The following is a 13,841-nucleotide window of genomic DNA, read 5'->3' as shown; positions in this document are numbered from 1 at the left end:
CCTGTATCGGCAGCCTTTCCGGGAACTGTATACAGCTTTGCCCCAAGAGCACCACTGCCCTTCGTCTCCCTAGACAGCGCCGAAGAAGGCCACCTTCTGCGAAAGCCGGTCCGCCAGGCGAGCCAGCTCGGTGCTGGCGGTCGCGACCTGCTGCGAGCCGGTCGCCGACTGCACCGTCGAGCCATGGATGCGCGTGATGTTCTGCGAGACGTCGTCGGCAACTGCGTTCTGCTGCACCGAAGCGCTGGCAATCTGTGCGTTCATCAGGTTGATCGCGCCCACCTGCTCGCTGATCTTGGCCAGGGCTTGCTGCGCACTGCGCGTCTGGGTGACGGTGTGCCCCACCAGTTCGCAGCTGTTGCGCATGGTCTGCGCGGCCGCCTCGGTGCCCGATTGCAAGGTGCTGATCATCTCGCGGATTTCTTCGGTCGACTGCTGGGTGCGATTGGCCAGCGAGCGCACTTCGTCGGCGACCACGGCAAAGCCACGGCCGTGCTCGCCGGCGCGGGCGGCCTCGATGGCGGCATTGAGCGCCAGCAGGTTGGTCTGCGCGGCAATCGAGTTGATCACGTCGATGACCGATTCGATCTTTTCGCTGTGGCGCGACACCTGGTCGACGGTGTCGGTGGTCTGCTCCAAGGTGAGCGCCAACTGCTCGATAGCCCGCGTGGTGCTGGCCACCAGCCGATTGCCGCTTTCCACTTCGATATCCGCCAGGCGCGACGCATCCGCAGCCTGGGCAGCGTAACCGGAGACTTCGCCCACGGTCGCCGCCATTTGCGTGATGGCGGTGGCCACCTGTTCGGCCTCACGGGTCTGCAGGCGAATATGCGCGTCGTTGGCGGTGGAGGTCGCCGACAGCTGCGCCGAAGAGTGAGTGACTTCCCGCGCCGCCGTACGCACCTGCTCGATGGTCTCGCGCAAATGGCCCAAGGCGGTTTGCAATACCCCCATCACGCTACCGGGGTAATCGGTCACGATGGTCTGGTTCAGGTTGCCTGCGGCGAGTTGCTCGATCGCCAGGGCCACTTCGGCCGGCTCGGCGCCCAGCGTCGACTTGACGAAGCGGATGATCACGATCGACAGCACGATGCTCAGCAGCAGCGCGATACCGGTGGCCACCAGCATCAGCGTGCTGAACTGGCTGGCGGTAGCCTGCACATCACCCAGCTTGGCCTTGATCGCGGCTTCCTCGTAGTCGATCAGTGCGTTGATGCGCTTGAGCCATTCGCTGTAGTCATCCGAAGTCTGGCGCAGCAGCAAGGCCTGGGCACCTTGCACATCACCGCCCCGCCGCAGTTCGATGAGCGTGCGGGTCGATTCCAGGGTCTGCCGCTCGATGCCCTTGATGGCCGCCAGCAACTGACGCTCCTCGCCTGTTACGCCAGCGCTCTGGAACAGCTGCTCCATGGGCGCGGCGGAATCGACATAGTCTTTTTCCAGCGAGGCCACCTGCGCCAGGTGTTTTTCCAGGTCGCGATCGTTGTCCACCAACACCGCGTCACGGATGGCGATGGCACGGTTGTGCACGCTGCCGCGAAAATTGATGGCGTAACGCTGGATCTTTGCCGCGTTCTCGCTCACGTCACTCAACGTGGAATCGATGAACGCAACGCGCTGAATGCCGATGGCGGTGATCATCACCAACAAGGCGAGAATGGCCGCGAAGCTCAGGGCTATGCGCGTGGCCAGAGACAGAGGTTTTTTCATGGCAGGCTCGAAAGTTCGCCCGATGAGGACGGAAAAGGCGCGCGATCCGAAGGTGCAGTCGCGCCGAAGCGGCGGACGTTACGGCGCTGCTGGCAAGGAAGCCAATTGGCATTTCGCGGAGCAATGATAGCTAAACGCTATCAAACTAATCCCGCCGTGAGTTGTATCATTGAGTTGACACTCAACACCATCGCTTCACAGTCGCCTGATGGACAAGAACTCAGAAATTCCAGCGGTTGTTCGACGGTGCCATGGCAGCTGTATGCACTGTTCGCCCTGATCGGCGCAGCGATCACCGTCTGGCTGTGGCGGGCCCTGCCGCAGGGTAGTAACCGTGAAACTGCCTGGCACTCCGGCAGACGGCCGGCGCGCCGTTGTTCGGTGCAGCCATGGGCGCCATGGGTGTCAACGGTGCCCTTTTCGCCTTTGCCCTGCCTGCCTTTCTGGCGATATTTCTCAGGCCCAAAACCCGCTAGCAAAATCTTCATTCGATTGCGCGGCAGAGCCCGGAACTTACGCTCGATCCGCCGACTCAGTTCTGTACCTGCCTGCCCTCATTCGAGACCACTGCCTTGGCCACATCTGCCACTTCGCGGCGTAACGCGCTGTCTCTCGACGGCCTGAATTTCTTCCTCGCCGATGTCCGTGACGGGCTCGGACCCTATCTGGCGATCTACTTGCTGGCGGTGCACAAATGGGACCCCGGCAGTATCGGCCTGGTGATGACCCTGGCCGGGCTGGCAGCACTGCTCACCCAGACGCCCGCCGGCGCCTTGATCGACAAGACCCGGCACAAACGTGCGGTGGTGGTGGTCGCCGCCCTGCTGGTAACCGCCAGCTGCGTGGTACTGCCTTTCATTACTTCGTTCGGGCTGGTCGCCGCTACCCAGGCGCTCGGCGCCATCGCCGGCTCGGTGTTCGCTCCGGCCATCGCCGCCATCTCCCTGGGCATCACCGGGCCCAAGGCCTTCACCCGGCGTACCGGTCGCAACGAAACCTACAACCATGCCGGCAACGCCTTCGCCGCCCTGCTGGCGGGCGGGTTTGCCTACCTGTTCGGACCGGTCGCGGTGTTCTACCTGATGGCCGCCATGGCCTTGGCCAGCGTACTGGCAGTGAGCTGCGTGAAGGCCGATGCCATCGACCACGACGTCGCCCGCGGGCTGGAGGCACACCACAAGGACGGTCACGAACAGCCCTCCGGCTTCAAGGTGCTGCTGGGCAACCGGGCGCTGCTGGTGTTCGCGGTGTGTTGTGCGCTGTTCCACCTGGCCAACGCGGCGATGCTGCCGCTGGTGAGCCAGAAGCTGTCGCAGATCGACCTGAGCATGGCTACCCCATTGACCTCGGCCTGCATCGTCGCCGCGCAACTGGTGATGGTGCCAGCCGCCCTGCTGGTGGGTGCGCGTGCCGATCAATGGGGGCGCAAGCCCCTGCTGCTGGCCGGCTTCCTGATCCTGCCGATTCGCGGTGTGCTCTATACGTTTTCCAATGATCCGTACTGGCTGGTGGGCGTGCAACTGCTCGACGGCATCGGCGCCGGCCTGTTCGGTGCACTGTTTCCGCTGGTGGTCAAAGACCTCACCCACGGTACCGGGCGTTTCAACGTCAGCCTGGGCGCCCTGACCACGGCGTTCGGCCTGGGCGCTGCGCTGAGCAACGGCCTGGCCGGCCTGGTCGTGCAGGAGGCCGGCTACAGCGCAGCCTTCCTGACCCTGGCCGGGGTCGCCGCGGTGGCCTTCGTCCTGCTGCTCACTGCCATGCCGGAAACCCTGCGCCGCGCCACTGAACAGGATGCCACGCCTTGCCCCACGCCAGCTTGATCATCTGGGGCGTCAGCCTCCTCGCGACGTTGGGCATCATCACCAGGCCATTGCGCATCCCCGAATACGTCTGGGCGCTGGCGGCAGCGATCGGTCTGGTCGCTGGCGGTTTGATCGCCTGGTCTTCGGCACTGGCAGCGGTACTTAAAGGTACCGATGTCTATCTGTTTCTGGTGGGCATGATGCTGCTGGCCGAACTGGCCCGCCGTGAAGGGTTGTTCGATTGGCTGGCGACCGTCGCTGCCCGCCAGGCCCGCGGCAGTGCGCAACGGCTGTTCGATCTGGTGTTCGTGGTCGGCACCGTGGTGACTGTTTTCCTGTCCAACGATGCCACGGCCGTGGTGCTGACCCCGGCCGTGTACGCGGCCACCCGGGCAGCACGCGTCAACCCGTTGCCGTATCTGTTCGTCTGCGCGTTCATTGCCAACGCTGCCAGTTTCGTCCTGCCGATTTCAAACCCGGCCAATCTGGTGATATTCGGCAAGCACATGCCGCCGCTGCTCGATTGGCTGGCCATGTTCAGCCTGCCGTCCGTGGCGGCCATCGCCATGACCTATCTGGTTTTGCGCCTGACCCAGCGTCGCCATCTGCAGCAGCGCCTGCAACTCGTCGAGCAACTGCCCCGCCTGAGCGCAGGTGCTCGACTCACCGCCTGCGGGCTGGCCGTCACGGCGGTGTTGCTGTTGACCGTATCGGCCCTGGACGAAGCGCTGGGCCTGCCGACGTTCCTCGCCGCCGTCAGCACCCTCGCCGTCGTCCACCTGTACCAGAGAAGCAATCCCTGGCCGGTGTGCAAGGGCGTGGCCTGGGGCGTGCTGCCGCTGGTAGCGGGGCTGTTCGTGCTGGTGGAAGGCATTGGCCAGACCGGCGTGACCGGTCAGTTGGCCAACTGGCTGGAACAGGCCGCAAGGCACGCGCCGGCCCAGGCGCACTGGTGGGCAGGAGGCCTGGTGGCGCTGGCCTGCAACATCGGCAACAACCTGCCGATCGGCCTGCTCAGCGGGTCCATCAACGAACTGGCGCACCTGCCGCCCACTGTCACCGGCGCGCTGGTGGTCGGCGTCGACCTGGGCCCCAACCTCTCGGTCACCGGCTCCCTGGCGACCTTGCTGTGGTTGATCGCGGTGCGCCGCGAAGGGGTCGAAATCAGCGCCTGGACGTTCCTCAAGCTTGGCGCCGTGGTCATGCCGCCGGCCCTGATCGCCGCCCTGTGGCTGCTTTGAGGCCGCAGGCGCATTCGCGTCTCAGAACTTCACGGTCGCGGTCAGACGCGCCGTGCGCAACGCGCCCTCTTCCACCTGCAGCGTGCTGCTGCCGGTGGTAGCTGGGTAATACTGCTTGTTGAACAGGTTGTCGATGTTCAGCTGCAGGCGCGTTTCGTAACCCTGGGTGGGCAGGTCCCAGCGCACGAAAGCGTCGGCCAGGGTGTAGCTGTCCATCCAGAAACTGTTGGCGCTGTCGCCCGGCCGCTCGCCCACGTAGCGCGCGCCTGCGCCCACATGCCACTGGCCGGTCTGCGCGGGCAAGGCCAGATGATGGGTCAGGTACAGGCTGGCCGTGTGCATCGGCGCGTTGGGCAGACGATTGCCTTCCTGCTCGGGCGCTTCGGCGTTCTTCAGCACTTCGGTATGGCTGTAGGCATAGGTGCCGATCACACTCCAATTCTCGGCTATCCGACCGGTGACATCCAGCTCGACACCGCGCGAGCGCGCCTTGCCGACCGCCTCGTCGAGGCTGTCGCCATTGCTCTGCAGCACGCTGTTGACCAGGTTCTTCTTCTCGATGTCATACACCGCCAGGTTCACGTTCAGCGCAGCGGTTGGCGTGTATTTGACTCCGGCTTCGTAGCTGCGACCCTCGGTGGGCTTGAAGCTGTTGCCTGCATCGTCGGCGTCGTTGGGCACGAACGAGCGGCTGTAGTTGGCATACAGTGCCACCGTTTCGCTGGGCTGGTAGACGATCCCGCCAAAGGGAATGAATTCGTCGCCGTTGGAATCGGCACCGGGCGCGTACGAGCGGCCCAGGCCCTGATCGCTGTATTGGTCCCAATGCGCCTGACGCCCACCGAACACCAGGATCCAGCGATCGTTGAGGTGCCAGTTATCCTTGAAGTACATGGATGTGGTGACCAGGTTGTTCTCGGCATTGCTCTGCGCCGCGCTGACCGTGACCGGCTCGGCCAGACGGCCATAGACCGGGTTGCGGATGTCGATATTGCCGGCGGCGGTATTGGCGTTGCGGTAGGTCTTGCCGCGGTATTTGTCCAGCGACTCGTTGTCCAGGCCCACCACGATTTCATGCCGCTGGCCGAACAGCTGCTGGTCGCCGATCAGGTCCAGCGCGGTGTAGCGGCTTTCGTAATCGTAGTGACCGCCATTGGCGATGCGCCGCAGCGTGTTGCCGGTGAGCGTGTTGGGTTGAGCGATGGCCAGGCTGTAGCGATCCTGGGTCCAACCGTAGGTCAGGCGACTGCGCCAGGCGTCCCCCAGCTGGTATTCGAACTTCGCTGTGGTGCTCTGGCTGATGCCCACGGTCTTGGCCCAGCGCTCGTCGAGGCGGTCGCGGTAGCTGATGTCGGCGGGTCGCCCAGCGACGAACACGGTGCCACGGTCGAACGGGCTGGCGTAGTCGTTGTAGGTATAGGCCAGCGAAGCACTGGCCCGCTCACCGACCCAGGCAATCGACGGAGCGATCAGGGTGTGCTCGTCGGTCCCATAGTTGCGCCAGTAATCCTCGTGGCTGCGCTCGGCCACCAGCCGGTAGGCCAGATCGGTATCGCCCAGCGGGCCGGTGGTGTCCAGCGACAGCGAACCGCCACCCTCGCTGAAGCCGGATGCGCCGAGGGTGGTGCTGCGGGTGAACTGCGGCTGCTTGCTGACGACGTTGATGACCCCGCCCGGTTCGAGCGCGCCATACATCAGCGAGGCCGGCCCCTTGAGCACTTCCACATGATCGGTGGTCGCCCCCAGGTTGCGACCGATGGCCGAGCGGATGCCGTCGCGCAGGATCGAGTTGTCGTCGTTGCTGCCAAACCCGCGCTTGATCAGCGCATCCTTGGTGCCGCCCAGGGTGTTGGTCTGGGTGACACCGCTGACGAAGCGCATCGCGTCGTTCAAATCCTTGACCTGGTAGTCGTCCAGCGTGCGTGCCGTCACCGAATTGATGGTCTGCGCTTCATCACGGTTCTGCGTGGCGCTCTTGCTGGCGGTTTCGCCGCGCGCGCGGGCGTAGCCGTCATCGCCCTCACCTTCGCCGGTGGCCTGGATGACACTGGATGGCAGCTCGGTGGCCGCCATGGCCAGGCAAGGCAGGACTGAGCACAACAGCACCCAGGAATGGGCCCGATTCAACGACTTGACCACGCGTGTAACTCCGTACTGGATAGAAGACGCGAATGCGTCCCATCTCAATTGTACGGACTATTGCGGTCATTTGCTGAATCGGCTGTACGATTTTTTACTACCTGAGAGACGAATTCAGAGACGGAAGCGACCCACCAGATCGTTGAACGAGATGGCCAGGCGCGACAGATCCTGGGTCGATGCGCTGGTCTGGTGAGCGCCTGCGGCCGTCTGCGTCGACAGGTCCTGGATGTTGATCAGATTCCGGTCGACCTCACGGGCCACGTGGGCCTGCTCTTCGCAGGCGCTGGCGATGACCAGGTTGCGGTCGTTGATCTGCGCGATCCCGGTGGCGATGGATTGCAGCGCATCCCCGGTGGCTTTGGCCAATACCTGAGTGTCCCCTACCAGCCCCTGGCTCTTGCCCATGGCAGCGACTGCCTGGTCTGCCCGCGAACGCACCGCGCCGATCATGCTTTCGATCTCGCCCGTGGACGACTGGGTACGCGCCGCCAGTGCCCTGACCTCGTCGGCAACCACCGCGAAACCACGCCCCTGTTCGCCGGCGCGGGCCGCTTCGATGGCCGCGTTGAGGGCCAGCAGATTGGTCTGTTCGGCGATACCGCGAATCACGTCGAGCACCTTGCCGATATCGCGCACCTGAACCGCCAGGTCTTCCACGATGGTGGTCGAGGACTGGATTTCGATGGTGGCATTGTTCACCGCTTCCACGGCATTGCGCGCCTGCGTCAGGCCATCGGTGGCCTGGCTGCTGGCAGTCTTCGAGGCTTCCGAGGTGGAGATGGCGTTGCGCGCGACCTCTTCCACGGCCGACGTCATCTCGGTGACGGCCGTGGCCGCCTGCTGAATCTCGTCGTTCTGACGCAGCAGCCCACGGCTGCCGTCTTCAGTGACCGCGTTCAACTCTTCGGCTGCCGAAGCGAGTTGGTTCGAGGCGTCGGCAATCTGGTGGATGGTGGCCTTTAGGCCTTCCTGCATTTCGCCGAGTGCGGCAAGCAGCTGCCCGGTCTCGTCACGGGCCGAGCTGCCAATGCTGTGGGTCAGATCACCCTTGGCGATCAATTTCGCGCTGGCCACCGCGGTGGCGATGGGCCTGCTGATCAGGCGGCTCATGAACAGCCCCAGTGCCAGTGCTGCCAGAAAGGCCAGTGCGATGCCGATGTAGAGCACGGTGATTGCCGCCTGTTCCTGCTCGTCGGCGTCACGCGCGCCTTCCTGGATCTGCCGGTTGTTCGACTCGACCATCACGGTCAACTCGTCCATGACGGTGCGATAGGCCGGCTGGATCTCCCCCGACATGAGCGAGCGCGCCGCTGAAACATCGCCGGTGTCCAGCACCGACAGGACCTTCTGCAGCTGCGCCTGATACAGCGGCCAGTCACGTTCCATCTTGTCGCCGGCGGCACGCTCGTCGTCGGCCAGTGGCGTCTTGCGGTACGCCGCAAAAGCCTTCTCGCTGTCCGCCAGGTTTGTGTTCATGCTCTGGCGAATCGAGTCCTTGACACCCTGCGAATCGTTCTCCGCATGGGCGGCGATCAGGGCGTACAGGTCCTTGAGCTGGGCAATCGCCTTGCTCTTGGCTTCGGCCGTCTTGGCAACCGACACCAGGTTGTTAGAGAACACGCCTTTGAGGCTGTCCGACAGCTGACTGACGCCGCGGCCCCCCAGCAGGCCGACGCCGAGGGTAATGAACGCACACAACCCGAAGGCCGCAATCAGTTTGGAAGATAACTTTGCATCGCGAAGCCACGTCATACAGGTATCCTGTCAGGTCCACCAAAAAAAGCCCCGGGTTCGGCACTTTCCTTAGCGTCGTGGGCGGTATGAACCCGCTATCGGCATTGCCGCAGGAAGCTTGAATAGTGTTCGCAGGCCGTGTGGCCACTTGGCCCTACCATCTGTCGTGGCGACCAAATGCACCTGCCATACGATCAGCGGTATGAACGCTTATGCGATGATGGCTGTCTGACATCACTCTATCCGCATGACCTTGCGATGCCGCCCATGAACGATCTCAACCGCCGTAATCCATGCCGCTTGCCGATGCTGCTGACGCTGACGCTGCTCACGATCGTGGGGCTCTCCATCCTGTGGGAGTTCCACCTCGAAGCCTATGTGATGCACTGGCTGAACCTGCCCTACGACGGTGATTTCGAAGATGCCGAACGCTGGCGTTTCGTGCTGACATCTTCGGGGTTCTCGATGATTTCGCTGATCGTGCCGACCATCGTGCTCAAGCGCATGGTCACCAGTACTCAACTCAGCTACCGGCGTCTGCAGCGGATCCAGTTTCAAACCGAAACCCTGGCCAAGTACGACTCCCTCAGCGCCTTGATCAACCGTCGCGGCTTCATGGACCTGCTGTGCGAACGGCTTGCACAGCACCGTTGCGTATCGATCATGCTGATCGACCTGGACCACTTCAAAGCCATAAACGACCAGCATGGCCACTCTGGCGGAGACAGCGTGCTGGTCGAGGTGGCCGACCGGCTCAAGCACATCGCACGCTTGCACGGTGGCACCGCCGCCCGACTGGGTGGGGATGAATTCTGCCTGCTGTTTCTGGACTACAGGGATGCGCGCGAGTTGAGCGACATTGCCGCAACCACCATCCAGCGGGTCAGCGAGGCCTTTGTCGAACCCTCCACCCCCGTGCGGCTGGGCGCGACCATTGGCATATCGCGTTCCTGGATCGATGCCACCGAGGCGTCCGCACTGCTGCACTGCGCCGATACGGCGATGTACCGGGGAAAGAACGCTGGCCGCTCCATGTTCAATTTCTACGACAATGAATACGAGCGGCAGCTGCGGGCCCAAGCCGACCTCGACCAAGCCCTCAGGCACGCGGTGGAGCGCGAGGAAATCGTGCCGTTCTTCCAACCCATCGTCACCCTTCCGTCGCAGACGATCGTAGGCTTCGAGGTGCTCGCACGCTGGGCCCGGCCCGACGGCAGCACCGGCATGCCTACCGACTTCATCCCGATACTGGAGCGCCTTGGCCTGATTCCGGCCATGACCCGCTCACTGGTCAAGCAGGCCTGCAGGGCGGCCAGCTTCTGGGACGACACACTGCACCTGTCGCTCAATGTCAGCGCCACCATGATCACCGACGAGCTGTTCCCCGATCGTCTGGCCGAGCAACTCAGGCATGAACGCTTCCCCTACGAGCGCTTCGAAGTGGAGATCACTGAAGAAGCGCTGGTGGGCAACCTCGACGCCGCCCAGCGGAACCTGAGCAAGCTGCACGCCTACGGCATCAGCGTGGCGCTGGACGACTTCGGCATTGGCTATTCGGGCCTGTACCATCTGACGCGGCTGTCCATCGACAAGATCAAGATAGACCGGTCCTTCTTCGAGGCCGGCAGCATTGACCACCTGCCCATGGTGGAAGCCATCCTGGGGATGGCACGCAGCCTGAAAATGAAGGTCACGGCCGAAGGCATCGAGGACTTCCACCTGCCCTACCTGCCGAAATGGCTGGCGGAAAATGGTTGCCACTATGCCCAGGGCTATCTATATGGCCGCCCACAGGCAGGGAGCACCATCGCCGCCGCCGTCCATGCCCCATTGACGGTCTGCGCCGCAGCTCAGAACTGAACCCGACGCCCGGTCACCGGGTAGCTCGGGTCGGTGTAGCCAGGCGTCGAGCTATGGCCCGCCACCACCAGGGCGTCGATGAACGCCTCGTCCTCTGCGGTGAACCGGTACTGCAACGCCGGTACATAGTCGCGCCATTGCTGTTCGGTGCGAGGCCCGGCGATGGCCGAGCTGATCAATGGGTTGTTGAGCACCCAGGCCAGCGCGAACTGCCCCGAGGTGATGCCGCGGGCCTGGGCGTGATCCTTGATGCGTTGCGCCAGGTTCAGCGACTCTGGGCGCCACTCGGTCTGCTGCAGGCGCGGGTCGCTGCGCCCCGCCCGCGTGTCGACACCCGGTTCGGCACCGGGGTCGTACTTGGCGGTCAGCACGCCTCGCGCCAGCGGGCTGTAGGACACCACGCCGATGCCATAATGCTCGGCTGCCGGCAGATGCTCGGCTTCGATCTGCCGATTGGCCAGGTTGTACAGTGGCTGGCTCACGGTCGGCCGCTCGACCCCCAGCAGGTCTGCCACCCGGCAGAATTCGGCAAGCTTCCAACTGCTGTGGTTCGACAGCCCGTAGCCGCGGATCTTGCCGGCGCGAATCAGATCGGCCAAGGCGCGCACGGTCTCTTCCACCGGCGTGAAAGGGTCTTCACGGTGCACGTAGTAGAGGTCGAGGTAATCGGTCTGCAAGCGGCGCAGACTGCCTTCCACCGACTCGATCACGCTGTGGCGCGAAGCCCCGCGCCCATTCGGCCCTTGCACGCCTGGGTTGGGGTTGACGAACTTGCTCGACAGCACCCAGCGCGAGCGCTGGCCGGCGATCAGCTTGCCCACCGCGATTTCCGAAGCGCCGTCGTTGTAGTTGTTCGCCGTGTCGATGGCATTGATGCCCTGCTCCAAGGCATCGTCGACGATACGCTTGGCGGTGGCGTCGTCGGTCTGGCCGCCGAACATCATCGTACCCAGGGTGATTTCGGAAACCTGCAGGCCATGGCGGCCCAGGCGGCGGTATCTGACGTCGCTCATCGGAAAGTCCTCTTTTAGCAAAACAGCCGGCCATGCAAGGCCCTGTTCTTCGATGCTGGCGTATCCGATCCCATCCAGCAACATGATGGCCTATAGCCTCTATCGGAAAAGACTATTTAAGCTACGCGGGCCATGGCCGATAGACTGATCACACTCAAATGAAACAACGCTCATCCCGTGGCCAGGACGCCTACACCAAGATAGAGCCCTCGGAGCACCGCATGCCCACCACCCACATTACGGAAATGCAGGAAGACGTCCATGACGCGGCACGTCAGTTGGAAATGATCTACCAAATGCTCCGCGGCCACGCCCTGTTTCTGCGCAGCAGAAACATCGACCATCTCATAGATGATGTCTTGCTCGTTGAAAACCAGGCGGGCGCTCTGGCCTTGTCCATTCAAGATCTAAAAGGGGCCGCGTCCAGGATGGCCAAGGCGGCGTAGCTCGAAAAGCCTCGTATCCCACAAAGTCCAGTATACAAGCCTCTTATTCCATTCAGGAATTTACTGAAACCGTTTAGTGATTATCCAGGCATAAGCACCAATGCTAGTGTCGACGACATACCGATCAGCATTCGTGTCGTCCTTATGCCCAATTATCTCGATTCCCGTCACCGCCAATCGATCCTGAAACTGCAGAATACCTGGACCGCGCGCAGCGACTGGCCAACCTGGCTGCTGCTGCTCTGCACCTATGGCGCCTGGTGGGCGCTGATCGAATTCGGTTCGGCCATCGGGCGACCGCTCACCGTATTGCTGCTGGTGCCGCTGCTTACCTTGTGGATGTCGCTGCAGCATGAGCTTCTGCATGGCCACCCTACCCGCTGGCGCAGCGTCAACAAGGTCTTGGGCTATGCCCCGCTGGCCGTCTGGTATCCCTACACCCTGTACCGCGACAGCCATCTGGCCCATCACCGCGACGAGACGATCACGCTGCCGCGCCACGACCCGGAAAGCCGATACCTCGATGCCCGGGCCTGGTCAGGCAGCGCGGGGCCCGGCCGGACGCTGCACTGGCTGAACAAGACCCTGCTGGGCCGTCTCTGCGTAGGCCCGGCCCTGGCGCTTGCCGGCCTTGTTCAAGAGCAGTGCGCACGCTTGGTCCGCGGCGAGGCGCAAGCGTGGCTGATGTGGGGCACTCATCTGCTCTGCGTGCTGGCGCTGTGCGGGTTCATCACCGCCCACGGCGTGGCTGTCATCGATTACCTGCTGGCGAGCGTTCTGGCGCTGGCGCTGTCCATGGTCCGCTCCTATTACGAACATCGCCCTGCCGACGCGCCAGAGCAGCGCTCGGTGCTCAACGAGGCGGGCTGGCCCTGGCGCTGGCTGTTTCTCAACCTCAACCTGCACCTGGTGCATCACGACCTGCCGGGGTTGCCTTGGTACTACCTGCCCCGCGTGTACCGCGAGCGCCGCACGGACTGGCTGCAACGCAGCGGACATTTTTTGGTCAATGGCTACAGCGAGCTGTTTCGGCGTTATGCCGTGTCCCCCGTCGACAGTCCTCTGCATCCTCTAGGTCGAGGCACCCAGCCATGAGCGCCGATGTGATCGCTGCACTGCCCATGTATCCCACGCCCGCCGTAATCGGTGAGGCGTACCAGCGCTGGCTGGAGGAAACCCTGCAGTTGCTGGGCACCGACCGCCCCAAGCCCTGGCCGGGTTCACTCGCGGAGCTGTGGCTGCATCCACGACTGTTGTTGGCGCAGACCTGCGGCTTGCCTTTGATCACTGAACTCAAGCATCGGGTCCGTATCGTCGGCCGACCTCATTTCGCGCTACCCGAGGCACAGGCCGGACAACATTGCAGCCTGCTGATCGCTCGCCTCGATGACCCACGGCAGACCCTCGCCGAATTCTTCGATTGCCGGGGCGCCTACAACAGCCTCGACTCCAACAGTGGCATGAACCTGCTACGCCATGCGCTGATCCCCCATGTGCGGGAAGGTCGGTTCTTCAAAAGCGTTCAAGCGACCGGCAGTCATCGCCAGAGCATTGCCCACGTCGCCACAGGCATCGCCGACCTGGCGGCCATCGACAGCGTTACCTTTGCCTACTTGGCTCGCCATGCCCCGAATGAAGTCGCCGGCGTGCGGGTCGTGGAACGCACGGCCAATGCGCCGACATTGCCCTATATCACCAGCCTCCACGGGCCAGAGCCAGGCTTGCTGCGCGAGGCCATGAATGCGGCACTGGCAAATCTGCCAGAGGTTGCGGCAGTGTTGGCTATAACGACCGTGCAGGAAACGGCCTTCGCCGATTACGAAGTATTGCTGGAGTATCGGGACAAGGCGCGGCGGCATATCGGACAAGCCGAGCTGTGGTAGCCTCGCA

At 63.3% G+C, this 13,841-nt stretch carries 9 protein-coding genes and 3 pseudogenes; 6 read left to right on the top strand and 6 right to left on the bottom strand.

Going from position 1 to position 13,841, the window contains the following annotated elements:
- Positions 1-69: 69 nt before the first annotated feature.
- Together IFT80_RS21805 and IFT80_RS21800 are read right to left on the bottom strand one after the other, a co-directional pair.
- A pseudogene (locus IFT80_RS21805) lies at positions 70-591 on the bottom strand (methyl-accepting chemotaxis protein); the annotation flags it as partial.
- Between the two features lie 609 nt (positions 592-1,200).
- Positions 1,201-1,710 (bottom strand): annotated as a pseudogene (locus IFT80_RS21800) (MCP four helix bundle domain-containing protein); the annotation flags it as partial.
- A 572-nt stretch (positions 1,711-2,282) separates the two neighbouring features.
- Between IFT80_RS21800 and IFT80_RS01550 the strand changes: the two are divergent.
- Both IFT80_RS01550 and IFT80_RS01545 read left to right on the top strand, forming a co-directional pair.
- Positions 2,283-3,533 (top strand): MFS transporter, encoded by a 1,251-nt coding sequence (locus IFT80_RS01550; RefSeq protein ID WP_192057365.1) that lies wholly within the window; start codon positions 2,283-2,285, stop codon positions 3,531-3,533.
- A complete protein-coding gene (locus IFT80_RS01545) occupies positions 3,515-4,756 on the top strand; it encodes an arsenic transporter (protein ID WP_192057366.1) in 1,242 nt (413 codons plus the stop codon). The genes IFT80_RS01550 and IFT80_RS01545 overlap by 19 nt, the downstream gene beginning before the upstream one ends.
- Before the next feature lie 21 nt (positions 4,757-4,777).
- Here the strand turns inward: IFT80_RS01545 and IFT80_RS01540 are convergent, their stop codons facing one another.
- The 3 genes and pseudogenes from IFT80_RS01540 to IFT80_RS21790 form a co-directional block, all read right to left on the bottom strand.
- Positions 4,778-6,829, bottom strand: a complete 2,052-nt coding sequence (locus IFT80_RS01540) for a TonB-dependent siderophore receptor (RefSeq protein WP_192103854.1) — start codon at positions 6,827-6,829, stop codon at positions 4,778-4,780.
- A 180-nt stretch (positions 6,830-7,009) separates the two neighbouring features.
- Positions 7,010-7,873, bottom strand: coding sequence for a methyl-accepting chemotaxis protein (locus IFT80_RS21795; RefSeq protein WP_425311990.1), 864 nt, complete (start codon positions 7,871-7,873; stop codon positions 7,010-7,012).
- A pseudogene (locus IFT80_RS21790) lies at positions 7,868-8,650 on the bottom strand (MCP four helix bundle domain-containing protein); the annotation flags it as partial. The pseudogene IFT80_RS21790 and the gene IFT80_RS21795, both read right to left, overlap by 6 nt.
- Positions 8,651-8,899: 249 nt before the next feature.
- On the opposite strand from IFT80_RS21790, the gene IFT80_RS01530 reads away from it, so the two are divergent.
- Positions 8,900-10,492 (top strand): putative bifunctional diguanylate cyclase/phosphodiesterase, encoded by a 1,593-nt coding sequence (locus IFT80_RS01530; RefSeq protein ID WP_192103579.1) that lies wholly within the window; start codon positions 8,900-8,902, stop codon positions 10,490-10,492.
- Here the strand turns inward: IFT80_RS01530 and IFT80_RS01525 are convergent.
- Complete coding sequence (locus IFT80_RS01525) at positions 10,483-11,505, bottom strand: aldo/keto reductase (protein ID WP_192103581.1); 1,023 nt, start codon at positions 11,503-11,505, stop codon at positions 10,483-10,485. The two genes, IFT80_RS01530 and IFT80_RS01525, sit on opposite strands and share 10 nt — an antisense overlap.
- A gap of 221 nt (positions 11,506-11,726) precedes the next feature.
- Here IFT80_RS01525 and IFT80_RS01520 point away from each other — a divergent pair, with 221 nt between their 5' ends.
- The 3 genes from IFT80_RS01520 to IFT80_RS01510 all read left to right on the top strand — a co-directional run bounded on the left by IFT80_RS01520 (position 11,727) and on the right by IFT80_RS01510 (position 13,834).
- Positions 11,727-11,951 carry a hypothetical protein gene (locus IFT80_RS01520; protein ID WP_122712920.1) on the top strand — a complete coding sequence of 75 codons (225 nt, stop codon included), beginning with the start codon at positions 11,727-11,729 and terminating at the stop codon, positions 11,949-11,951.
- Between the two features lie 144 nt (positions 11,952-12,095).
- The gene (locus tag IFT80_RS01515; protein ID WP_192103583.1) at positions 12,096-13,046 is read left to right on the top strand and encodes a fatty acid desaturase; all 951 of its coding nucleotides are present in this window, start codon (positions 12,096-12,098) and stop codon (positions 13,044-13,046) included.
- Positions 13,043-13,834: a phosphate/phosphite/phosphonate ABC transporter substrate-binding protein gene (locus IFT80_RS01510; protein WP_192103584.1), complete on the top strand. Its 792-nt coding sequence runs from the start codon at positions 13,043-13,045 to the stop codon at positions 13,832-13,834. Before IFT80_RS01515 ends, IFT80_RS01510 begins: the two co-directional genes overlap by 4 nt.
- The last annotated feature ends 7 nt before the right edge of the window (positions 13,835-13,841 follow it).

The sequence above is a fragment of the Pseudomonas sp. CFBP 8771 genome (assembly GCF_014841695.1).
In the GTDB taxonomy this organism is placed as follows: Bacteria; Pseudomonadota; Gammaproteobacteria; order Pseudomonadales; family Pseudomonadaceae; genus Aquipseudomonas; species Aquipseudomonas baltica.
The sequence above is the reverse complement of the archived record's forward strand: the minus strand, read 5'-3'. Positions and strand labels throughout refer to the sequence as shown.

Coding starts and splice junctions, on each gene's coding strand:
- IFT80_RS01515 (WP_192103583.1), top strand. CDS start 12,096: ATGCCCAATTATCTCGATTCCCGTCACCGCCAATCGATCCTGAAACTG.
- IFT80_RS01530 (WP_192103579.1), top strand. CDS start 8,900: ATGAACGATCTCAACCGCCGTAATCCATGCCGCTTGCCGATGCTGCTG.
- IFT80_RS01520 (WP_122712920.1), top strand. CDS start 11,727: ATGCCCACCACCCACATTACGGAAATGCAGGAAGACGTCCATGACGCG.
- IFT80_RS01540 (WP_192103854.1), bottom strand. CDS start 6,829: ATGGCGGCCACCGAGCTGCCATCCAGTGTCATCCAGGCCACCGGCGAA.
- IFT80_RS21795 (WP_425311990.1), bottom strand. CDS start 7,873: ATGCAGGAAGGCCTAAAGGCCACCATCCACCAGATTGCCGACGCCTCG.
- IFT80_RS01525 (WP_192103581.1), bottom strand. CDS start 11,505: ATGAGCGACGTCAGATACCGCCGCCTGGGCCGCCATGGCCTGCAGGTT.
- IFT80_RS01510 (WP_192103584.1), top strand. CDS start 13,043: ATGAGCGCCGATGTGATCGCTGCACTGCCCATGTATCCCACGCCCGCC.